The following is a 20,867-nucleotide window of genomic DNA, read 5'->3' on the forward strand; positions in this document are numbered from 1 at the left end:
CTGCCCGGCTAGTGCGTGCCGCTGAGGGTTTTGCCGACGTTCGCGAAGCCCTTCGTCTCCGCCACCAGCCTTCCGTCGCGCACCACTTGGAACGTCACGTTCCCGTTCACGATCCGGGGGAAGCCCGGCGTGCCCAGCATGTCCTGGTAGCGCCAGCGCAGTGGTGGGGTCAGGCCGCCCGTGTCGACGCGTACGCCGCGGTCCAGGCTGTCCGCGATCTTGCCGGAGGTGATCACATCGCTGTTGACCGACTCGATGACCGCCTTGAGGGCGGTGTACGCGATCCAGGTGGTCTGGGCGCCCGGGTCGGTCGGGTCGATGTCGTTGTCGCCGAAGGCGTACTTGTCGATCACGTCGCGCATCGGCTTCCACGCCGGGTCGCTCGCCACCGGGTACCAGCCGGTGAGGTACGCGCCCTCGAAGGGGCCGTCCTTGCCTCCCGTGCGGTTGATCAGCGGCTGGCCGACGCTGCCGAGGACCGACGAGACGCGGATGTCGCGGCCGTCCTCGGGGAGGCGGCGGTAGGAGTCGAAGAAGGTCTCCGTGCGGTCGCCGAGGACCGCGGTGACACAGCCGCCGTCCTCGGCGCCTTCGCGGGCACGGGTGGACGCCTTGGTGTAGTCGGTGGCGTCCTCCGCCGCGCGGATGTCGATGGCCGGGCCGCGGTCGCCCTTGGCCAGACCGGAGTTGAGCAGCTCGGGTTGGTCGTCGCCGGTGATCGTGTCGGGCCGTACCAGCGCGGTCTTCTCGCAGTTGCGGGCCAGCTGGAGGCCGTTGCCCGCGAGGAGCGTGGCCTGGCCGCCGTTGACGGGGTACGAGAGGAAGCTGGTGAACTCCTCCTCCGTGACGCCGTATCCGCCGAGGTACGGGATCGACGCGGCCTCCAGCGGTGCCATGAACTCGCGGCCGTGCTGGCTGTACGAGCCGACGACCGCGACGGCCTTCTCCTTCACCGCCCGGCGCGCGCACTCGGCGGCGCCCGCCGTGTCGTTGCGTTCGTTGCAGGTCAGGACGCGCAGCTCATGGCCGTCGATGCCGCCGGACGCGTTGACCCAGCGGGCGTACGCCTTGGCCATGGCGGGCATACCGGGCAGATTGGTGGCGTTGGTGCCGACCGGCGCCCAGGTCATGACCGTGACGGGCTCTCTGGAGCCCCCCGAGCCGCCAGGGAGCACCCCGCAGCCGGTCAGAAGGGAAAGAAGCGAAGCCCCGGCCGCCGTCATACAGAGAGCGCGGACCGCACTGGACTGGACTGGGCGGGGGGAGGTGGAGCATCGCCAACCGGTCATAGTCCTGCACACTCGCGCCTTACGCGTAACACCTGAGTGAGCGGGGACCAATGTTCGGTGTCCTGGAGGTGAATTACGGGGGCCCGGCCGGACGTCCCCGGGCGGAACGTAAAGTCGTGGACTGTGCAGCAAGGTTCCGAGAACTCTTCCCGTCGTGCCCGTCGCTCCCCCACCATGGGCGGCATGCCGCTCAATGACATGCCGTGGTGGCGCTGGCGCAGCAATGTGCGCTCGGCGCTGCACATGCTTTCCGATCCCGTCTTTCACCAGGAGTACTGGCTGGCCGGCCTGGAGGGGTACGGCGACGTCACCGACGCCGTCTACCGTCTCGTCGAGGACACCTGGCTGGACAACTGGTCCGCCGAGAAATACGTCGGCACGATCTTCCGCGACTCGGGCGAGGCCGCCCTCGTCGATCTCGCCGTGCTCCGGGTGCTGCGCATCATGCACCAGGTCGGCGCGGACGCCCCCGTCTCCGCCTATCTGGAGCATCATGGCTGGCCGGAGGCGGTACGGGCGGCCCGCGAGGCGCACGTACGGCTGGCGACGAGCGACGGCGACGACCCGGATGTGGTGCCGACCTCGCTGGATGTGCTGCGGATCATGACGCGGTCCGCCTGACGCCGCTGTGGCATCGTGAGGTCACCCGGAGTGATCGGCGCGATGTCCCCGTGCTTCATGTCCCCGTGCTTCATGTCCACGTGCGTCAGGTCCATGTACGCAATGTCCACGTACTGGCCGATTCCGGGGCGCGCGGGACAGATGTGGGATCCTCTGGGGTCATGACCACCGCCACGCCGCCACCCGCCGCCCCGCCGTCCGCCGCCTCCGATCAGTACGTCCTGACGCTGTCGTGCCCGGACAAGCAGGGCATCGTGCACGCCGTGTCGAGCTATCTCTTCATGACCGGCTGCAACATCGAGGACAGCCAGCAGTTCGGGGACCACGACACGGGTCTGTTCTTCATGCGGGTGCACTTCTCGGCGGACGCCCCGGTGACCGTGGAGAAGCTGCGGGCGAGCTTCGCCGCCATCGGTGACTCGTTCCGGATGGAGTGGGCGATCCACCGCGCGGACGAGCGGATGCGGATCATCCTCATGGTCAGCAGGTTCGGCCACTGCCTGAACGATCTGCTCTTCCGGGCCTCCACCGGCGCGCTGCCGGTGGACATCGCCGCGGTCGTCTCGAACCATACGGACTTCGCCGATCTGGCCGCCTCGTACGACATCCCGTTCCACCACATCCCGGTGACCAGGGACACCAAGGCGGCGGCCGAGGCCGAACTGCTGGAGCTGGTGCGCGCGGAGCGGGTGGAGCTGGTCGTGCTCGCCCGCTATATGCAGGTCATCTCGGACGATCTGTGCAAGCAGCTGAACGGCCGGCTCATCAATATCCACCACTCCTTCCTGCCGAGCTTCAAGGGCGCCAAGCCGTACCACCAGGCGCACGCGCGCGGTGTGAAACTGATCGGCGCGACGGCGCACTATGTGACCGCCGAGCTTGACGAGGGTCCGATCATCGAGCAGGAGGTCGAGCGGGTCGGCCACCAGGTCACGCCCGCGCAGCTGGTCGCGATCGGCCGGGACGTGGAGTGCCAGGCGCTGGCGCGCGCGGTGAAGTGGCACGCGGAGCACCGGATCCTGCTCAACGGGCACCGCACCGTCGTCTTCGGCTGACCGGCCCCGGCCGACGGGACCTGCTCTTCCACGGGACCTGGTCTTCCACGGGACCTGGCTGACGGGACCTGGTCTAGCGGCCCTGTTCGGCCGGCCCCGGTCGACAGCCCGTGTGGGGCGCTTTCAGAGACGGCTCATCGTGGCCGCCGCGAACAGCACATCCCTGATCGCCTCACGGTCACCCTCCTGACCCGCCGCCGCGTCCTCCGGCGAGACCCGTCCGGCCACCAGCTGGCAGAACTCGACGCCGTCCAGCGCGACCTGCGCCACGGCACGCTCGCGGGAGCCGACCGCCGCCGGCGAGTCCAGCGCGATGTACCAGTCACCGCCGCCCGCGCCCTCGATCTCCAGATGCAGCGACCGGCCGGGGGCGCCCGCCGTCACCAGCTCCTGGGCCGGCGCCGCGAGACCGCTCCGGCGGCGGATGGCGAGCGCGGCGGGGAGCAGCCGGGTCGCCAGATCGATCATCTCGTGCAGATGGCCGCCGCTGGGCGGCTTGTACGGGTAGTCCACCGCCTCCGCGATGTCCGCGCCGTGCACCCAGCACTCGAAGGCACGGTCGAGCAGCGCGTCGCGCAGGGGCAGGGCGAAGAAGCCGTACGACACGGAGAGTTCGGCGACGCCGCGCCCGGCGAAGGACACCGTTCTGATGAGCGTGTGGCTCTGCTCGCGCCAGGGCTCGTGGATGGTGCGGGTCGGCGGGGGCTTCGCCGCCCGCCAGAAGCTCTCCGTACGCGCGGTCGGGTGGACGGGGGCGTCGGAGCCGCCGAGCGGGTCGTCGAGCCCGAGGGAGGTGGCGATCAGGCCGTCGACGGTCATCAGATGGCCGATCACTCCCGCGACGGTCGTCCGGCGGGTGACGGTCCCCTCGTCCTCGTACCACTTGAGCCGTACGGGCGCGTGCCACTCGGCGTCACCGATGTCCCGCAGGAGCGCGTCGAGGCGAGCGGTCTCGGCATCGTACGGAGCGGCCCAGCCGGGCACCGGGACACGGGCGGGGCGGCGGCCGAGAGCGTTCTCCAGCACGCGGGAGCGCAGCAGTGGGTCGAGATCCAGGTTCCCGTCGGCGTGCAGCAGCCCCACGGCGTCGCGCAGCCGGAGCGCCTCGTCCGCGCAGGGGGCGCACTCGGTGAGGTGCGCTTCGACGAGCGCGGTCTCCTCGGCGGAGCAGGCGCTCAGCGCCCAGGCGCCGAGCAGCGACATGAGCACCTTGTGCGACAGCGGCTCGGCGGCGGGCGGCGCCTCACGCCCCTCGGGCGCCGCACGCTCCTGGAGCCCCTCATGCCCCTGGGGCACGTCGCGCGCCTCGGGTACGTCACGTGCCTCCGGTGCCGCACGCGCCTCGGGTACGTCACGTGCCTCCGGTGCCTCGCGCGCCCGCGGTCGCGCCTCCTCCGTCACATCGTCCGGCGCCGTCCTCGGACCCGGAATACGGAGGAAACCCGCCGACTCGTCGGGATCGCGGCCGTCATGGAAGCCGCCGTCCAGCGGGCCGGTCACAAGGAACGTCCGGTTCCCGGCGGCGAAGAGCCGCTTTGTGCCTGGGTGCTGGCCGTGGAGAGCAGTTGCAGCCCGAGCCGCAGCCGGCGCCGCGCCTCGTCCTCCGTGACACCCAGGTCCGCCGCGGTCTGGCGGTAGTCCCTGCGCTGGAAGTACGCCAGTTCCAGCGCGTCCCACAGGGGCGTCGGCATCGACCTGACTATGTAGTCCGCCCGCGCGGCCACCGAGACCCGGCTTATCTTCTGCTCCAGTTCCTCCGCCGAACCGTCACCGCGCGCCTCGTACGCCTCCGCTTCCGTACGCCGGAGCCGCTGCACGGCCAGCCGCTGTGTGACTTTCGCCACCCAGGAGCGTATGGAGCCCTGTTTGGGGTCGTATGTGTCCGGGTTCTCCCAGACATGGCCGAAGACTTCACGGGTGACCCGGTCGGCCGCGGCGTCGTCGTCGAGCACCCGGTGGGCCAGGCCGTGCACCAGCGACGCGTACCGGTCGTACAGCTCCCCGAGAGCCGCCGCCTCGCCCCGTGTCAGCCGCTGGTGCATCCTGCGGTCCCACCGGGGCGGTGTGTCCTTCGCCATGCGACCCCCAGCCCTGTTCCTCTGTGCGCCTGCCTGTGCCTCTGTCCGTTCCCGTGCCCCTGTCCACCATCATGTCGAAGCCCGCCGACGGCCACCATTGGCCACCGTTCCTTCGAATGTAGTGGGCGTCGCCGATAACGCACTCCCCTTTGCCCAAGTGCGCCCCCGAGGCGCTCCTGTGGGGCCGGCGCGCGGCGTCGGCGGGTGGCGCAGTGAGGTTGCACAACGTTTCACGGGGACGCGGCGGGGCAGTGGCGGGATGAGGAAGGACGACTTCCGGATCAGCCTCCGCCGGCTCTTCCGGACCGGTCCCATCCGGATCAGCCCAGGTACCCGAGGAAAGGTCCAGGCGCGTGACGCTCACGATGGAGGACTCCGAACAGGGCCCGTGGACCGTGCTGCACATCACCGGTGAACTGGACATCGTGACCTCGCCGGAGGTCCGCCAGCGGGTCCATGACGCGGTCGCAGCCGGGCGCCACGCGCTGGTGCTCGACCTCTCCCAGGTGTTCTTCTGCGACTCCAGCGGGGTCGGCGTACTGATCGCCTCGCGCAGACTGCTCCACTCCTGCCGCGGCAGACTCCATGTCATCCTGCCGGCCCGTGGCGCCGAGGCGGGTTCGCACGTCAACCGGGTTCTGGCGGCCCTCGGCGTACGCCGTCTCTTCGAGGTCTATCCAGACGTGCCCGCGGCCGTCGACGACGCGGTCCAGCCGCTTTCCGCGTAGCGGTTCCGCGCGTAACGGGACACATCGCGGCCCCCGGCCGTCGTACGCTCCGGGGATGGACAGCGCAGAGTACGAGGCCAAGATCGCCTCCCGGTTCGCAGCCTTCGACCAGGACGGCAGCGGGTACATCGACCGTGAAGACTTCAGCGGAGCGGCGGCGGCGCTGCTCGCCGAGTTCGGTACGACGGCACGCTCCGACAAGGGACAGGCGCTCTACAGCGGGGCCGAGGCGTTCTGGCAGGGCATGGCCGGGATCGCGGACGTGGACGGCGACCAGCGGGTCAGCAGGCAGGAGTTCGTCACCGGCGCGGTGAAGCGGCTGCGCGACAACCCGGAGCGGTTCGCGGAGATCGCCCGTCCGTTCCTGCGCGCCGCGATCGCCGTGGCCGACGAGGACGGCGGCGGGGTGACCCCGGCGTCGGCCGAGCGCGCGCTGAGGGTGCTCGGTGTCGAGCCGGAGGCGGCGACGCGGGTGGCGGCGGAGCTGGACGTGGACCACGACGGCAGGATCCACGAGGGAGAGATCCTGTCCGGTTTCGCGGCGTACTACGTGACGCCCGAGCCCTGATGAGCGTTCCGGGGCCGGTGCGCCGGCCCCGGTGACCCGCGGAGGTGCCCGGCGGAGGTGACTCGTCGTGGTGACGCGCGGTGGTGACGCGCGGTGATGACGAGTCGAGGTGACGTGCCACGGCGCTCGCCGCGGCGGTTCGCCGCGTTAACTCCCTTCCCGCGGACGGGAAAAGCTCTGGCCTCAGCGCTCTGATGCGTCACCGTCCGTGGCCGGAACGCGGCGTCCGGGGCCGATACCGGGTTGTGTCCTGGCGACGGGCCGTCACAGGCCGGAGTCGTGTCCGGCCTCCGGTACGCTCCGTGGGGTGCGAGAGGTTGCGAGGCGCGACGGTCGCGGTGCTGCCGGTACGGCGGCTCCGGGATCGCGAATGTGCGCCGCTCGCGCGGTACATAGGCGCTGTGCGCGCCCGTGTTCGACTCCCCGCGACGCGCGTCGCACAGTATGCACTACGCGTACTCCTTCGCGCTGGAATATGCCCGAAGCGCTTGTTGCGGTGACTGTACGTCAACCATGCTGTCTCGCAAGGAAATCACGTTCCGTGACTCTTGTGACTCTTGTGACTCTGTTGAGGACCTTGTCGAGGCGCGAGGCGATGTGTCCGCCGGTTCGGATGGTGTGAGCGGTGCAGGTGCTTCAGGTTCAGTTGGAGGTCGGGCCGGATCCCGCGGAGGTGGGGCGGGCCCGCAGATGGGCCCGGTCCAGGCTGGCCGGTTCCGGCATAGAGGACGATGAGCCGGTCGCCGAGACGCTGATCCTGCTCATCTCGGAGCTGGTCACCAACGCCGTGGTGCACACCGGCTGTCCGGCCGTGCTGCGGATGCTCTTCGGCTCCGGGGCGGCCGAGGCCGGGACCGTACGGGTGGAGGTCGCCGACGCCAGCGCCTGCCCGCCGCGTCCGCGCCACGCGGACGGCGAGGACACCAACGGCCGCGGTCTGGAACTGGTCGACGGTCTGGCCGACCGGTGGGGCTGGCAGCCGGAGGGCGCGGGCAAGCGCATCTGGTGCGAGGTCGACAGAAGCGCGCCGGGGGTAGCGCCGGAAGCATATGCCCCGGCCGTCTATGAGCCCTCGTGCGCTGTGCCGCGGCCGGCGTGACGCGCCGATCCCCCGAATCGCCGTTGACGGGGAACTCCGGCGTGATCACGCTGGGGTGAGCGATCCGCCGCGAGGGGACGCAGAGGGCGCGGGTCGCGTCCTCGGCGAGTGCGGTTCGCGGCCCGGCGCCGGTTCTCGGAGCCCGTACGCCGGGGTGAGCCGGATGGCGGACGGCGACGCGGCGCGTGCGCGCCCGCCATCCGGCTCCTGAACGGCCCCGCCTGAACGGCCCCGCCTGAACGGCCCTGCCCGAACGGCCCCGTTCTCACCGGTTCGTGCTCACCTGTCCGCTCCGGGGCCGGGCTCCCGTCCCCGTCCCCGTCCCCGTTCCCGTTCCCGCTTTCGCTCCCGCCCGGAACGTACGGCGGTAGACCGTCGGCGGAACGCCCAGCGCCGACTGGAGATGCTGGCGCATCGACTGCGCCGTGCCGAACCCCGCGTCCCGCGCCACCTGATCGACCGACAGATCCGTCGACTCCAGCAGATGCCTGGCCCGTTCGACCCGTTGCAGCACCAGCCACTGCCCCGGGCTGATCCCGGCCTCCTCGCGGAAGCGGCGCGTGAACGTCCGTACGGACATCGACTCCCGCTCCGCCATGTCGCGCAGCTGTATCGGTTCGTGGAGACGCGTGAGGGCCCAGTCGCGCGCGGTCCCGGTGGTCGCCAGCTGCGGTTCCGGGACCGGGCGTTCGATGTACTGCGCCTGGCCGCCGTCCCGGTACGGCGGGACGACCGTACGCCGCGCGACCTCGTTGGCCACCGCCGTGCCGTGATCGCGCCGGACGATATGCAGGCACAGATCGATCCCGGCGGCGACCCCGGCGGAGGTCAGTACGTCGCCGTCGTCGATGAACAGGACGTCCGCGTCCACCTTGACCTGCGGGAACAGCCGCTGGAAGTGGGCGGCGGAGGACCAGTGGGTGGTGGCGGGGCGGTCGTCCAGATATCCGGCGGCGGCCAGTACGTAGCTGCCGGTGCAGATCGAGACCATGCGCGTGCCGGGCCGCAGCCGGGCGAACGCGGCGTGGAGTTCGTCGGTGAGCCTGCCCGTGTCGAAGACCGGACCCAGTTCGTAGGACGCGGGAATGACGACCGTGTCGGCGGTGGCGAGCGTCTCGGGGCCGTTCTCGACGAGGATCGAGAAGTCGGCGTCGGTCCGTACCGGCCCCGGTTCCCGGACCGAGCAGGTCACGATCTCGTACAGCGGCTCGCGGGAGGAGTCGCGCGCACGGCCGAAGATCCGCTGTGGGATGCCCAGTTCGAAGGGGATCGCTCCGTCGAGCGCGAGGACGACGACCCGGTGCGGGCGGCGGTCCGGCATGGTGTGGCTCTCCTCTCCTCCGGTCTTCGTGGTCCGTTCCTCGGATGGACTCTGGTGGTCCAGACCATTCCTTGATATCAGTCGCGTCTGTGACAGAAAAGCGCACGGTGGCTCCGGGCATTCCCGAACCGGCCGCCCATCCGTACGAAGCCCCGGCCGGGACGGCGCCGGAAGGGGTCGTCCGTACCCTCTGGAACCGTAACTTCCGGCTCTTCTTCCTCGCCCGTACCATCGCGCGCTTCGGGGACGGCATGGTGCCCGTCGCCCTCGCCGCCGGGCTGCTCGACGCCGGATACGGCGCGTCGTCCGTCAGCTTCGCGCTCGGCGCCTGGATGGCGTGTTTCGCCGGGTTCGTGATCGTCGGGGGAGTGCTGGCCGACCGGTTCACCCCGCGCCGGATGATGGTGCTGGCGGACGGCGTACGGCTGGTGGGCACGGCGGTGCTGGCCGTCGCCTTCGCCGCGGGCGCGCCCGCGCTCTGGCTCGTCTACGCGCTCAGCGCGCTCAACGGCCTGGGCGCCGCGATCTTCCAGCCGGGGGTGGCCAGCATGCTCCCGCGGCTCGCGCCCGATGTGCAGCGGGGCAACGCGGTGCTGCGGGTCGCGGAGTCGCTGACCGCGATGGCGGGCCCCGCGATCGCGGGCGCGCTGGCCGGCTTCGGCGGGCCCGGCCTGATCTTCGGGGTCAACGCGGCCACCTTCGGGATCAGCGGGATCTGTCTCTTCCTGATCCGGATGGCGTCGGTCGCGCCCGTGGTGACCGGTGAGTCGATGCTCGCCGAACTCCTCGGCGGCTGGCGCGAGTTCCGGGCCAGGTCCTGGCTGTGGGGGGTCATCGCCGTCTGGTCGGTGTACGGCATCACGGTGCTCGGCCCGCTCACACCGCTGGAGGCGGTCGTCGTCACCGAGCGGCACAGCTCCGCGATGTTCGGTCTGATGATGACCGTCCATGGCGCGGGGAACGTGGCGGGCGGGCTGCTGGCGATGCGGCTGCGCCCGGTCAGACCCCTGTTCGCGGGCGCGCTCTCGCTGTTCGGGGTGATCGCGAACGTGCTGGTCCTGGCGTACGACGTGCCGGTGCCGCTGCTGGCCGCGGGCTTCTTCGTCGGGGGTGTGTCGCTGGCGTTCTGGCTGGTCATGTGGTCGACGACGGTCCAGACGCAGATCCCCGACGAGGCGCTCAACCGGCTGCACGCGTACGACGTGGCGGGTTCGCTGATCATGCTGGCGGTGGGGCGGGCGCTGGCCGGACCCGTCGCGGAGGCGGTGGGGGTACGGGAAGTGCTGGTGGCCGGCGCGGTGATCAATGTGGGGGTGTGTGCGGTGCTGCTGGCCGTACCGGCGATCCGGGGCCTGAAGCGGGTGGAGCGAGTGGAGTGAGCGGAGTGAGTTGGGTGAGCGGAGTGAGCAGGGTGAAGTGAGATGTCGTGGGTTGGTGCGGGGGTGGTGCGCGGGCGGCGGCAGGGCGGTGCGAGGCGGTGGCCCGATCCCAGCGAATGCTGACCGTCGGGCCACTCGTCGGCGGCCCGACGCCCCCCGATGCTGTCTGACGTGACCCAGACAACCGACCTCTCCTCGAACGGCGCCGAGGCGCCCGACCCGTCCGTGCCGCTTGAGCCCCCCGCGCCGCTCCCGCCCCGCGCCCCGGGGCGCGTCCACCGGGCGTGGTTCGTCGCCGCCGTCACGTTCGTGACGATCATCGGCGCGGCGGCGTTCACCTCGCTTCCCGGTCTGCTGATCGAGCCGCTGCACACGGAGTTCGACTGGTCGCGCGGCACGATCGGCTTCGCCGTCTCGGTCAACCTCGCGCTGTACGGACTGACCGCGCCGTTCGCCGCGGCGCTGATGGACCGCTTCGGTATCCGCCGGGTCGTCGCCGTCGCGCTCACCGTCATCTCGATCGGTTCCGTACTGACGGTATGGATGACCGCGGCCTGGCAACTGGTGCTGTACTGGGGCGTTCTGGTCGGTCTCGGCAGCGGTTCGATGGCGCTCGCCTTCGCCGCGACGGTGACCAACCGCTGGTTCGTGGCGCGGCGCGGTCTGGTCACCGGCATCCTCACCGCGGCGGGCGCCTCGGGCCAGCTGGTGTTCCTGCCGCTGCTCTCCTGGCTGGTGGAGCACCACGGCTGGCGCCCGGCCGCCGTCACCGTCTCGCTGGCCGCTCTCGCGGTGGTCCCGTTCGTCTGGCTGCTGCTGCGGGACCACCCGGCGGATGTCGGCCTGCCCGCGTACGGCGCCGAGGCGTTCATACCCAAGCCCGCGCCGGTGACGGGCGCCGCGCGGCGCGCGGTCTCGGTGCTGGTCTCGGCGGCGCGTACCGGACCGTTCTGGCTGCTCGCCGGGACCTTCGCGATCTGTGGCGCCTCGACGAACGGTCTCGTCAAGACCCACTTCGTACCGGCCGCGCATGACCACGGCATGCCGATCACGGCCGCCGCCTCGCTGCTCGCGGTGATCGGCGTCTTCGATGTGGTCGGCACGATCGCCTCCGGCTGGTTCACCGACCGCTTCGAGGCCCGCAGGCTGCTGGCGGTCTACTACGCGCTGCGCGGTGTCTCGCTGCTCTTCCTGCCCATGCTGCTGGCGCCTTCCGTCCATCCGCCGATGCTCTTCTTCATCGTCTTCTACGGCCTGGACTGGGTCGCGACCGTTCCGCCGACGATCGCCCTGTGCCGTGAGCACTACGGCGACGACAGCGCGATCGTCTTCGGCTGGGTCCTCGCCTCGCACCAGGTCGGCGCGGCGGTGATCGCCTTCGCGGGCGGTCTGGCGCGGGACGTCTTCGGCTCGTACGACGTGGTCTGGTACGCCTCGGGGGCGCTGTGCGCGGCGGCGGCGCTGATGGCGCTGGTGATCAGGCGCAGGACGGTCGTGGCCGGCTCTGTCTCCGGTTAGAGGAGCTGATCATCCCGGAGGCCGAGGATCGCGCGGATCCGCGCTCATAGGCTCGGTCACATCACGGAACGCGGTCGACCACCGGGTCTTCCCGTTCCGTGCGGTGGTCGGGCACATCGGCCGCCTATCCACGTGATGTCCGTTCCGGGGAGGATCTCCATGTCCAAGCGCATCGTCGTTCCGTCACTTGCCGGTGCCGTCGCACTCGGCGGTATCGCCATCGGTGGCATCGCATGGGCCGGTCCGTCCGGCGCCGCGTCCACCGCAGCGCCCGTCAAGCCGGCGGTGGAGAACGGCGCGGCCCGCTACGTCGCCCCGGCCGGCGGCGCCGCGGGCTCGCTCACCTTCACCGCGAAGGTGACCGACGACTCGGGAGTCCGGAGCCTCAAGGTCCTTGCCTGGCCGAAGAGTTCGGACCTCAAGCCGACGGCCGCGGAAGTGGCGACCGCCGAGAGCGCCACGTGCGAGAAGTCCTCGGCGCGGACGTCCGCGTGCACCTACACCCTGAAGGTCACCCCCAAGGAGGCCGCCGAGCTGCCCGAGGGCGTCTGGAACGTCTCCGTACTGGCGACGGCCGAGGACGGGGACACGACGTTCGTGCCCGAGGCCGCGGCCTTCAGCGTCCCGCGCTGACCCCGCCGCCGTGCCCTCCCGCGCGTGCGAGAGGGCACGGCGACAGGCTTCAACGAGAAGACGCGGTCCGGGAGGAGGCCAGGGCCTTCGCTATCTTGCGCGCGTCCCTCGCCATCTCGCGGAGGTTCCCGCTGATCGGGTTGGTGAAGCCCGTGAAGTAGAGGCCAGGCGCCCGCTCCGGTGTCCGGCCGCCGTGGGCCACCGGCCGCCCCCGCTCGTCCAGTACGTCCAGATGCCCCAGCAGGTCCTCCAGGGCCCGGCGGTAGCCGGTCGCCGCGATGACCGCGTCGGGGGCGATGCGGGAGCCGTCCGCCAGCACGACCTTGCCGGGCTCGAAGGACGCGACCGCCGCCACCGGTTCGACCCGGCCCTTGCGCACCGCCTTGATCAGACCCACGTCCTGCACCGGGATCGCGCCCTCACGCACCCGCGAGTACAGGCCCGTATCCGGGCGCGGCAGACCCTTCGCCGACAGGTCGGGCACCGCGATCCGGGCCAGCACCCGCGCCGCGCGGTCGACCAGCCGGACCGGCAGCCGGCGGACCAGCACGGCGGTCGCCTGCGCCGGCCAGCCCAGCGTGGAGCGGCGCACGATGTGCGGGACGGTACGGACCGCGAGGCGCACCCGCGCCGCGCCGCCCTCGACGAGGTCCACGGCGATCTCCGCACCCGTGTTGCCCACCCCGACGACCAGGACGTCCTTGCCCTCGTACGGCCGGGGGTTGCGGTACTCGCCCGCGTGCAGCAGCTCGCCGCCGTACGACGCACGGCCGGGCCAGGACGGCAGCCTGGGCGTGTGGTTGTAGCCGGTGGCCACGACGATGGCGCGGCCGGTCAGCTCCCGGCCGCCGGTCGCCCGCAGCAGCCAGCCGGTCCCGTCGGGGGAGCGCTCGACCCGGGTGACCTCCACCCGGGTGACGATGTCCAGGCCGTGGAACTCCGCGTACTTCTCCAGATAGCGCACCAGCCGCGCGCGGGGCACCCAGCGCCCGAAGGAACGCGGGATCCGCAGACCGGGCAGGGCCGACATCCGGCGCGTGGTGTGCAGCCGCAGCCGGTCGTAGTGGCCGCGCCAGGAGGCCGCGACGGCATCGGACTTCTCCAGTACGACGGCCTGTACGCCCTGCTCGCGCAGCGCGGCCGCGACGGCGAGCCCACCGGGGCCCGCGCCGATGACGTATACGGGAAGGCTGTTGGCGCGGTCGGAATCGTCGGGCATGAGAGCTGAGCGTAACCGGAACCTCACTTGTTGGGACTCGGTCAAGGCAAGGAAAGGGTTGCGAATCGATCACATCCCTTGTCCCGTCGGACCCGAAGCGTGGGGCGGCGCAAGGCAGTTCAACGGGGGCCGGCGGTTCGCGGGGGCTCGTTACGGCTCACTGAGGCTCACGGCCAGAGCAACTCCCGTACCCACAGCCCCCCTTCGCGCCGGTAGCGCAGCCGTACATGCTGTCTGCGCGCGTCGCCCTGGAAGAACTCCGCCTCGTCCGGCACGAGCGCGTACGCGGTCCAGGACGGCGCCTCGGCGTCAGGATCCCGCCGCGCCCGGTCCCACGCCGCCGCGCTCGCCTCCGCCAACTCCGACGCCGAACGGAGGACTTCGCTCTGCCGCCCGACCAGCGCCGACGCCAGCGCTCCCGTCGAGCGGACCCGCAGATCCGCGTAGCTCTCCTCGGTGCCCGCCGTGCGGACCCTGCCCCGCAGGCGTACGGCACGCCCCTGCGCCGCCCAGTAGAAGCCGAGCGCGGCCTCGGGGCGCGCGGCCAGCTGGCGGCCCTTGCGACTGGTCGCGTGCGAGGCGAAGTGCCAGCCGTGCGCGTCCGCGTCGTGCAGCATCAGCGTCCGGACGTCGGGTCTGCCCCGTTCGTCGACGGTCGCGAGCGTCATCGTGTGCGGCTCCGGCTGGCCGGCGGCCACCGCTTCGGTGAACCAGCGGTGGAACAGCGGCAGCGGCTCGTCGGGCACGTCCCCCGGATCGAACACGGGCAGTTCGGTGTCCCAGACGGGCTGGGCGCGCAGCAGGGCGCGGAAGGTCTCTTGCCGCCGGTCGTCGTCCATGCGGACCATTCAACTGGCTGGTGGTGGAACAGCTGACGCTTTTCGGGGGGTGTTCCCGGCGGAGGATGCCGGTGCGCCGATCGGGGCGCTGATGGAACGGCTGCTGCCGCCGGCGTGACAGAACGGGGAGGGGGCACGTCGTACGTATGTACCGTGGCCGCCGGCCCCTGCGCCGGCCCGCTTCGGCGGGTCAGGTCGGTCGCGTTGCCGCTGTTGTCGCTTGTCGCCAGTCGCGGCTGATGCCGCTGTTCGAGCTGTTCGTGCTGTTCGTGCTGTTCGTGCTGTTCGTGCTGTTCGAGCTGTTCGAGCTGCTCGTGCTGCTCGTTCGTGCTGTGCCGCGCTGTTCGGCCGTGCGTTTCGCGCCGGTGCCGCTGGGCGGGGCGCTACTTCGCGGGCTTCTTGCCGGTGATGCCCAGGTGGACCAACTGGGCGAGCGTCGGCCGCAGTTCGGCCTGTTTCACGCCCCAGCTCTGGAAGCCCTTCTGGTGCGAGGCGACCGAGGCGAGCAGCACGACCAGTGAGCCTGCCAGCGCCGCCGGGCTGATGTCCTTGTCGACCCTGCCCTTGGACTGAAGCTCCTTCACGGACTCCGTGAGGGAACCGGTCACGGAGTTCAGGATCTTCATACGGATCTTGTTGAACCGCTTGTCGCCCTCCGCCGCGCCCAGATCGACCACCCGGAGGATGGCGTCGTGTTTGCGCCAGAAGTCGAGGAAGCCGTCGACGAGTTCCTCGGACGTCTGCCAGCCGGCCTTGCCGGCCCAGGAGCGGCCGGAGACCAGCTCGGTCAACCCGGTGCCCTCCTTGGCCATTTCCTCGGCGATCTCAAGGACAGCGCCCTCGACGTCCGGGAAATACTGGTAGAAGGTCGCGGGTGACGTGCCCGCCTTGCGGGCGACGTCGATGACTTTGACGTCCCGGTACGGCGAGGAGCTGAGCATCTCGCCGAGGCAGTCGAGCAGCTTCTGCCGCGTCGCCTGCCCGCGTCGACCAGCCACGCGGCCGTCGACGGTGCGCACTTGTCCTGTCATGCAGTCAGCTTACCGAGGGGTGATCCGAGCGCGATTTGGCCGAAGCAAATGGGGAACCGGCCATCGCGTGCGGGGCGCGGCGCAGGGCTCGGCGCACGCGTCGGCGCACGCGTCGGCGGGGGCGTCGGCGGGGGCTCGGGCGTGGATCCGGGAGGCGGGCGGCGCGGGCGCGGGCTTGAATAGTGTTATCAACAGCCTGTGGACAACTTCGGTGGATAACTCGGGGTGGTGGCGGGTTCACGCTGCGATAATGAATCAATTGTTCTATTTATCCATACGGAAGGAGTCCGGGACATGGACGCATTCGCGGAAGGCACACCGTGCTGGGTGGATGTGTCGCTCCCCGATCTGGAAGCGGGCAAGCGCTTCTACGGGGAGTTGTTCGGCTGGACCTTCGGCCGGGCCAGGGGCATGGAGGACGGGCACTACACCGTGGCCTTCAGCGGCGGGAAGCGCGTCGCGGGCCTCATCGCCAAGCGGGACGGCCGGATGCCGACCGTATGGACCGTCTATTTCGCCACTCCGGACGCCGACGCGCTCAGTGAACGGATCAGGGAGACGGGCGGCCAGATGGTGCGGGAGCCGCTGGCCGTCGGACGGTTCGGTGTGATGGCGCTGGCCGCGGACCCGGCGGGCGCCGTCTTCGGGCTCTGGCAGGTGAGCGAGGACCTCGGCTTCGAGAAGACGGGCCTGCCGGGATCCTTCTGCTGGGCAGAGGTCTACACGAGGGACAAGGAAAGCGTCGATCCCTTCTATGAGAAGGTCTTCGGCTTCCGGGGGACGGACCTCCCGGGGGACGGCGTCGACTTCCGGCTGTGGTCCCCAGCCGGTTCCGCGCCGGGCTCGGACAGTGCGATCGGCGGGCGCAGCGTGATAACGGACGCGTTCCCGGCGGAGCTGCCCGGCCATTTCCTCAGCTATTTCTCGGTCGACGACTGCGACGAGACGGCGGCGGCGGTCGTCCGGCTCGGCGGCCGGATCACCGCACCTCCGTTCGACATCGACTACGGACGGATGGCGGGGCTGCTGGACAACCAAGGCGCGTACTTCGCCGTCCTGGCCGAGCCGAAGCGTGGGCCGGAGCGCCCGCGGGAGCCGGAAGCGGAGGCGGTGGCAGGGGCGGGACCAGCGGCGGGCGAGCGGGCGGCGGAGGGGGCCGAGCCGGGCGCGGGACCCGGGCCGGAGCGGGCAGCGGAGCCGGAAAGCACATGAAGTGTCCGGATCGGGGTGAGACACCCCGATCCGCCCCCGGGTTCGCAACCGCCGCCTCCGACAGGAAGAATCAGGGGGCACGGGGCCGTACCGTTGTGGCCCGTACGGGGAGGTGGCACGCAAGTGGAGCAGCTGACGCAGCACGACCCGAGGCGCATCGGCCCTTTCGAGGTGCTCGGGCGGCTCGGAGCCGGCGGCATGGGGCTGGTCTATCTCGCGCGCTCGGCGTCCGGCCGCCGGGTGGCGATCAAGACAGTGCGCACCGAGCTTGCCGAGGACCAGTTGTTCCGGGTCCGCTTCACGAGAGAGGTGGAGGCCGCACGCGCCGTCAGCGGGTTCTACACCGCGGCCGTCGTGGACGCCGATCCGCGGGCCGCCGTGCCCTGGCTGGCGACGGCGTATGTGCCCGCCCCCTCGCTGGAAGAAATAGTGAATGAGTGCGGTCCGATGCCCGCCCAGGCGGTGCGCTGGCTCGCGGCGGGGATCGCGGAGGCGCTCCAGTCCATCCATGGCGCCAACCTCGTGCACCGCGACATGAAGCCGTCGAATGTCCTGGTGGTGGAGGACGGGCCCCGGGTCATCGACTTCGGTATCGCCTCCGGGGTCTCCAACACCCGGCTGACCATGACCAATGTCGCCGTGGGCACGCCCGCGTACATGTCGCCCGAGCAGGCCCGCGACTCGCGCAGTGTGACGGGCGCCAGCGATGTCTTCTCGCTCGGCTCGACGCTCGTCTTCGCCGCCACGGGACACGCCCCCTTCCATGGCGCCAACCCTGTCGAGACGGTCTTCATGCTGCTGCGCGAGGGCCCGGACCTGGCGGGACTGCCGGAGGAGCTGCGCCCGCTCATCGAGGCGTGCATGAAGATGGACGCCTCGCAGCGGCCCTCGCCCGCCGATCTCCAGTCCCAGCTGGCCCCGCATCTCTTCGCCTCGGGCAGCGACGACAGCGGTACGGCGTCGGCGTGGCTGCCGGATCTCGCCACCGCGATGATCGAGCGGCGCCGGGCCGGCGGCCGGGGCCCCGCGCCCGCCGTACGGACCGCGGGTCCCGTCGCCCCCGTACCGCCCAGACCCGCGCACGAGCCGCCGGTGCCCGCGCAGGCGGCCCCCGACTGGGACGCCGCGTGGCGGCCCGGCGGTGCGCGGCGGGGCGGCGGCGGGAACGACAACCAGCACGCGGGCCGGTCGGAGCCGTCGCCCGCGGTGTCGCCGCCCGCCCTGCCGCACGCGCCCCGCTCCGCGCCCCAGGACGGCCCGGTCAGACTGCCCGGCTCGCCGGTGCCGATCGGCCCCGGCCCCCGGGTCGCGGACACGCGCGTCGGCGTCGGCGGCGCCGACGCGGGCCCCGCCACCGGCTGGATCCGCCCGCCCGCCGGGCTGAACGGCGCGGACGCGCCCACCGGCCACCCGCCCGCTCCGGCCGCCCCGCCGGTGCCCTCGCCGGCCCAGCCCCCCGACGGCGCTCCCGCCCACTGGCGGCCCTGGCGGTTCCGGATGTCCAACGACGTCTGGGGGACACCGGTCGTCGACGGCGATCTGCTGTACGTCACGTCCTTCGAGGTGCACGCGCTCGACGTGGCCAGCGGACGCCGCCAGTTCAAGACCCGGGACGTGGCGTGGGCGATGGCCGTCGCCGGAGGCCGGATCCACGCCTCGGACGGGCCGACGCTGTACGCGCTCGACGGCGCGGACGGCACCGAGCGCTGGCGGCTCCAGACGGACGCCTGGGTGTACTCCCTGAAGGTCGACCGGGGCACGGTCGTCACCGGCACGCGAGGCGGCGGTGTCCAGGCGTGGGAGGCGTCGAACGGCGACAAGCTGTGGGAGACCGCCGGGGCCCAGACGGACTTCGAGACGCCGGAGGCCGGGCCCGTGATCCACGGCGGCACGGTCTACGTGTGGAAGGACGCCCGGCTGCTCGCGCTGGACGCGCGCACGGGCACCGAGCTGTGGTCGTATCCGGTCGGGGACGCCGCCTCCTGCGGGGGCGTGCCCGTGCGGGTACGGCCCGCCGCCGACGGCCAGTTGTATGTCTCGGCCGGTACGCGCGTGCTCTCCATCGACCTGGTCGGCGGCCATGTGCGCTGGCACTTCGAGGCGCCCGCGGTCTTCCTCTCCCCGCCGGCCTTCGCGCCGGGACCGGCCGTGACCGGCGGCGGTGTCTATCTCGCCGACTACCTGGGCACGGTCTACGCACTGGACGCCACCACCGGCAAGGACCGCTGGCGCATCGCGACGGAGTCCCGGCAGTCGATCGAACCGGTGCTGGTCGCGGACGGCAACATCCATGTCGGCAGCGGCAGCGCGCTGTACACGCTGGACGCGGTGACGGGCACGCCCAAGTGGCGCTTCGCGGCGGGCGGCGAGGTCATCGGCGCGCCGGTCGTCGCCGACGGCCGGCTGCACTTCGGCTCGGCCGACCATGTCCTCTACACGCTCGACGCGAGCGGCGGCCAGCTGCGCTGGAAGCTGGCGACGGGCGGCGAGATCACGGGCTCGCCCGTGGCACGGCGGGGTGTGGTGTACGCGTGCAGCAAGGACCGCTGTGTGTACGCGCTGGACGCGGTGAAGGGGACGGCGACGGGGCGCGCGTCGAGATAACGGGCCGGATGGCGGGGCCGGTCAGCGGGGCCGGGGGGCGTCGGGCGGTTCTTCTGGCGGCGGACCCTCCGGCGGTGTGGAGCTGGGACTCCACGGCTCGTCGGCGATCCGGGGGAGCGACTGTGTGTCGCCGTCGTGCCGGGACCACTCCTCCGGGGGCGAGGACCGCGGCGGCTCGGGCTCGTACGCGGGCGCCTCGTATCCGTACTGCTCGCTTCCGTACTGCTCGCTTCCGTACCGCTCGCTTCCGTATCGCTCGTAACGCTGCGAGGGCTCGTACGGAGGCTGATACTGCGGCTGCGGCTGTTCGTACCGCGGCTGTTCGTACTGAGGCTGGTACCGCTCGTCGTACGGGGGCTGATACGGCGGCTGGTACTGCGGGGGCTGATACGGCTGAGGCTGGTACTGCTGCTGGTACGGGGGCTCGTAGTCGTACTGGGGCTCGCGGTTCGTCCGCCGGACGTGGCGCCGGCGGCCGCTCATCACCAGCGAGGCCAGCAACAGGACGACCCCGCCGCCGGCGGCGTACGCGACGCCGGTGCCCAGGCCCGAACCGTTGGCGCTGACGCCGAGACCGTCCGCCGACTGGCCCTGGCGCACCATCCACAGGACGGTGAGGCCGAGCACGACAAGACCCGCCAGCCCCACGAGCGTCCGCGCGCGCAGCACCACGGCGAACAGCGTGACCAGGGCGACGAAGAGGAGAGGCGGCGCCAGCGAGACGAAGACGTTGGATCCGTTGCCGGAGATGCCGTTGAACAGATCGGTGACGGGGTAGTCGCTGCCCTCCCGGCCGTCGTACCAGGGACGGAAGGGGCTGAGGACGACGGCGGCCGCTCCGATGAGGGCGAGCAGCGAGCCGAGGATGTTGCGGACCATCGCCGGCCCTCCTTCGCGGTGCGTGATCGTGCTCCGCTCGCGACGCTACGCCGCGTGTCCGGCCCCCGCCACGCGACCGCCGGGTACCCGCCACGGGGCCGAGGCACCCATGCCCCAACTGCTAGGGTGTCGCGCGCTATTGACAGGTCCACGGGCAGTGCGGCCCCTGGGCCATCGGTGAGTGAACAGCTGACTGAACAGCTGACTGAGTACCTGAACGAGTACAACGGGGGAGTGGTTCGATCGTGATGCGTCGACGTCTGAAAATCGCGGCTGTACTGGTCGTGGTGGTGCTGGCCCTGACGGGGTTCTCGTCCTCCTCGGGCGGCAAGAGCGGCAAGAGCCGCGGATCGAGCGGCGGCAGCGGCAGTGGCGGTGGGGGCGGCTGCTCCAACTCGAAGAAGAGCAACGGTTCGTACGCGGGGTCGAACGCGAACGACGACTCGGACTACGGCTCCGATGACGACTACGGCTCGTCCGGCAGCTCGTACGGCGACCCGACGCCCACGGCCACGGCGACAGACGGCTGGGAGGCGCGGGTCGTGAGCTGTGTCCGCAAGGCGAAGGGCAAGCGGAAGGCAGTCACCTACGCGAGCGTGCGGGTGACGGTGGACCCCGGTCCGACGGACTCCTACGAGGTCGACGTGAGGTTCGAGGACGCGTCCGGCTCGGTCGTCGACTTCGGCGACACGGAGGTCGAGCTTGAGGGCGGGGAGACGGCGACGGTCAAGGTCCCGATGGACAGCCCGAAGCAGGTCTCGCGCGTACGGAAGTGCGTGGCGACCGTCAGCTAG

19 protein-coding genes are annotated in these 20,867 nt (G+C 71.4%); 11 read left to right on the top strand and 8 right to left on the bottom strand.

The window, feature by feature from the left end; genetic code table 11:
* Positions 1-8: 8 nt before the first annotated feature.
* A complete protein-coding gene (locus tag ACZ7LS_RS34560; protein WP_385136644.1) occupies positions 9-1,289 on the bottom strand; it encodes an ABC transporter substrate-binding protein in 1,281 nt (426 codons plus the stop codon).
* Positions 1,290-1,463: 174 nt separating this feature from the next.
* Here ACZ7LS_RS34560 and ACZ7LS_RS34565 point away from each other — a divergent pair, with 174 nt between their 5' ends.
* Positions 1,464-1,910: an SCO4402 family protein gene (locus tag ACZ7LS_RS34565; protein WP_030351269.1), complete on the top strand. Its 447-nt coding sequence runs from the start codon at positions 1,464-1,466 to the stop codon at positions 1,908-1,910.
* 161 nt (positions 1,911-2,071) lie between these two features.
* Positions 2,072-2,965: a formyltetrahydrofolate deformylase gene (gene purU / locus ACZ7LS_RS34570; protein WP_382529373.1), complete on the top strand. Its 894-nt coding sequence runs from the start codon at positions 2,072-2,074 to the stop codon at positions 2,963-2,965.
* A 123-nt stretch (positions 2,966-3,088) separates the two neighbouring features.
* On the opposite strand, the gene ACZ7LS_RS34575 is transcribed toward purU, so the two are convergent.
* Both ACZ7LS_RS34575 and ACZ7LS_RS34580 read right to left on the bottom strand, forming a co-directional pair.
* Entirely contained in the window at positions 3,089-4,465 is a 1,377-nt protein-coding gene (locus ACZ7LS_RS34575) for a maleylpyruvate isomerase N-terminal domain-containing protein (RefSeq protein WP_385136642.1), read from the bottom strand.
* Positions 4,462-5,043, bottom strand: coding sequence for an RNA polymerase sigma factor (locus ACZ7LS_RS34580; RefSeq protein WP_382529376.1), 582 nt, complete (start codon positions 5,041-5,043; stop codon positions 4,462-4,464). The genes ACZ7LS_RS34575 and ACZ7LS_RS34580 overlap by 4 nt, the downstream gene beginning before the upstream one ends.
* Before the next feature lie 353 nt (positions 5,044-5,396).
* Here ACZ7LS_RS34580 and ACZ7LS_RS34585 point away from each other — a divergent pair, with 353 nt between their 5' ends.
* From ACZ7LS_RS34585 to ACZ7LS_RS34595, 3 genes are all read left to right on the top strand, one after another.
* Entirely contained in the window at positions 5,397-5,771 is a 375-nt protein-coding gene (locus ACZ7LS_RS34585) for an STAS domain-containing protein (RefSeq protein ID WP_382529378.1), read from the top strand.
* A gap of 55 nt (positions 5,772-5,826) precedes the next feature.
* On the top strand, positions 5,827-6,339 hold the full coding sequence (locus tag ACZ7LS_RS34590; protein WP_382529381.1) for an EF-hand domain-containing protein: 513 nt from the start codon (positions 5,827-5,829) through the stop codon (positions 6,337-6,339).
* Between the two features lie 625 nt (positions 6,340-6,964).
* Positions 6,965-7,438 carry an ATP-binding protein gene (locus ACZ7LS_RS34595; protein ID WP_240045589.1) on the top strand — a complete coding sequence of 158 codons (474 nt, stop codon included), beginning with the start codon at positions 6,965-6,967 and terminating at the stop codon, positions 7,436-7,438.
* Between the two features lie 265 nt (positions 7,439-7,703).
* On the opposite strand, the gene ACZ7LS_RS34600 is transcribed toward ACZ7LS_RS34595, so the two are convergent.
* On the bottom strand, positions 7,704-8,759 hold the full coding sequence (locus ACZ7LS_RS34600; RefSeq protein ID WP_385136639.1) for a GlxA family transcriptional regulator: 1,056 nt from the start codon (positions 8,757-8,759) through the stop codon (positions 7,704-7,706).
* An 89-nt stretch (positions 8,760-8,848) separates the two neighbouring features.
* On the opposite strand from ACZ7LS_RS34600, the gene ACZ7LS_RS34605 reads away from it, so the two are divergent.
* The 3 genes from ACZ7LS_RS34605 to ACZ7LS_RS34615 all read left to right on the top strand — a co-directional run bounded on the left by ACZ7LS_RS34605 (position 8,849) and on the right by ACZ7LS_RS34615 (position 12,289).
* Positions 8,849-10,138 (top strand): MFS transporter, encoded by a 1,290-nt coding sequence (locus ACZ7LS_RS34605; RefSeq protein ID WP_385136637.1) that lies wholly within the window; start codon positions 8,849-8,851, stop codon positions 10,136-10,138.
* Between the two features lie 171 nt (positions 10,139-10,309).
* On the top strand, positions 10,310-11,656 hold the full coding sequence (locus tag ACZ7LS_RS34610) for an MFS transporter (protein ID WP_382529390.1): 1,347 nt from the start codon (positions 10,310-10,312) through the stop codon (positions 11,654-11,656).
* Between the two features lie 159 nt (positions 11,657-11,815).
* Positions 11,816-12,289, top strand: a complete 474-nt coding sequence (locus tag ACZ7LS_RS34615; RefSeq protein ID WP_385136634.1) for a DUF5707 domain-containing protein — start codon at positions 11,816-11,818, stop codon at positions 12,287-12,289.
* 49 nt (positions 12,290-12,338) lie between these two features.
* Here the strand turns inward: ACZ7LS_RS34615 and ACZ7LS_RS34620 are convergent, their stop codons facing one another.
* The 3 genes from ACZ7LS_RS34620 to ACZ7LS_RS34630 form a co-directional block, all read right to left on the bottom strand.
* Positions 12,339-13,508, bottom strand: a complete 1,170-nt coding sequence (locus tag ACZ7LS_RS34620) for a flavin-containing monooxygenase (protein WP_385136632.1) — start codon at positions 13,506-13,508, stop codon at positions 12,339-12,341.
* A 167-nt stretch (positions 13,509-13,675) separates the two neighbouring features.
* Complete coding sequence (locus ACZ7LS_RS34625; protein WP_382529399.1) at positions 13,676-14,347, bottom strand: pyridoxine/pyridoxamine 5'-phosphate oxidase; 672 nt, start codon at positions 14,345-14,347, stop codon at positions 13,676-13,678.
* Between the two features lie 383 nt (positions 14,348-14,730).
* Positions 14,731-15,378, bottom strand: coding sequence for a TetR family transcriptional regulator (locus ACZ7LS_RS34630; protein WP_382529402.1), 648 nt, complete (start codon positions 15,376-15,378; stop codon positions 14,731-14,733).
* A gap of 294 nt (positions 15,379-15,672) precedes the next feature.
* Between ACZ7LS_RS34630 and kbpA the strand changes: the two genes are divergently transcribed.
* A complete protein-coding gene (kbpA, locus tag ACZ7LS_RS34635; protein ID WP_382529404.1) occupies positions 15,673-16,590 on the top strand; it encodes an AfsK-binding protein KbpA in 918 nt (305 codons plus the stop codon).
* A 123-nt stretch (positions 16,591-16,713) separates the two neighbouring features.
* Entirely contained in the window at positions 16,714-19,194 is a 2,481-nt protein-coding gene (afsK, locus tag ACZ7LS_RS34640; RefSeq protein WP_385136630.1) for a protein serine/threonine kinase AfsK, read from the top strand.
* A 21-nt stretch (positions 19,195-19,215) separates the two neighbouring features.
* On the opposite strand, the gene ACZ7LS_RS34645 is transcribed toward afsK, so the two are convergent.
* The gene (locus ACZ7LS_RS34645) at positions 19,216-20,073 is read right to left on the bottom strand and encodes a hypothetical protein (protein ID WP_385136628.1); all 858 of its coding nucleotides are present in this window, start codon (positions 20,071-20,073) and stop codon (positions 19,216-19,218) included.
* Between the two features lie 248 nt (positions 20,074-20,321).
* On the opposite strand from ACZ7LS_RS34645, the gene ACZ7LS_RS34650 reads away from it, so the two are divergent.
* Positions 20,322-20,867, top strand: a complete 546-nt coding sequence (locus ACZ7LS_RS34650; RefSeq protein ID WP_382880274.1) for a hypothetical protein — start codon at positions 20,322-20,324, stop codon at positions 20,865-20,867.

This window comes from Streptomyces sp. NPDC039430, assembly GCF_055639435.1.

What these genes read in the sequence shown, in the direction of transcription:
- ACZ7LS_RS34560 (WP_385136644.1), bottom strand. Translation starts at nt 1,289, where the DNA reads ATGACCGGTTGGCGATGCTCCACCTCCCCCCGCCCAGTCCAGTCCAGT.
- ACZ7LS_RS34565 (WP_030351269.1), top strand. Translation starts at nt 1,464, where the DNA reads ATGGGCGGCATGCCGCTCAATGACATGCCGTGGTGGCGCTGGCGCAGC.
- purU (WP_382529373.1), top strand. Translation starts at nt 2,072, where the DNA reads ATGACCACCGCCACGCCGCCACCCGCCGCCCCGCCGTCCGCCGCCTCC.
- ACZ7LS_RS34580 (WP_382529376.1), bottom strand. Translation starts at nt 5,043, where the DNA reads ATGGCGAAGGACACACCGCCCCGGTGGGACCGCAGGATGCACCAGCGG.
- ACZ7LS_RS34590 (WP_382529381.1), top strand. Translation starts at nt 5,827, where the DNA reads ATGGACAGCGCAGAGTACGAGGCCAAGATCGCCTCCCGGTTCGCAGCC.
- ACZ7LS_RS34600 (WP_385136639.1), bottom strand. Translation starts at nt 8,759, where the DNA reads ATGCCGGACCGCCGCCCGCACCGGGTCGTCGTCCTCGCGCTCGACGGA.
- ACZ7LS_RS34615 (WP_385136634.1), top strand. Translation starts at nt 11,816, where the DNA reads ATGTCCAAGCGCATCGTCGTTCCGTCACTTGCCGGTGCCGTCGCACTC.
- ACZ7LS_RS34620 (WP_385136632.1), bottom strand. Translation starts at nt 13,508, where the DNA reads ATGCCCGACGATTCCGACCGCGCCAACAGCCTTCCCGTATACGTCATC.
- ACZ7LS_RS34625 (WP_382529399.1), bottom strand. Translation starts at nt 14,347, where the DNA reads ATGGACGACGACCGGCGGCAAGAGACCTTCCGCGCCCTGCTGCGCGCC.
- ACZ7LS_RS34630 (WP_382529402.1), bottom strand. Translation starts at nt 15,378, where the DNA reads ATGACAGGACAAGTGCGCACCGTCGACGGCCGCGTGGCTGGTCGACGC.
- kbpA (WP_382529404.1), top strand. Translation starts at nt 15,673, where the DNA reads ATGGACGCATTCGCGGAAGGCACACCGTGCTGGGTGGATGTGTCGCTC.
- ACZ7LS_RS34645 (WP_385136628.1), bottom strand. Translation starts at nt 20,073, where the DNA reads ATGGTCCGCAACATCCTCGGCTCGCTGCTCGCCCTCATCGGAGCGGCC.
- ACZ7LS_RS34650 (WP_382880274.1), top strand. Translation starts at nt 20,322, where the DNA reads ATGCGTCGACGTCTGAAAATCGCGGCTGTACTGGTCGTGGTGGTGCTG.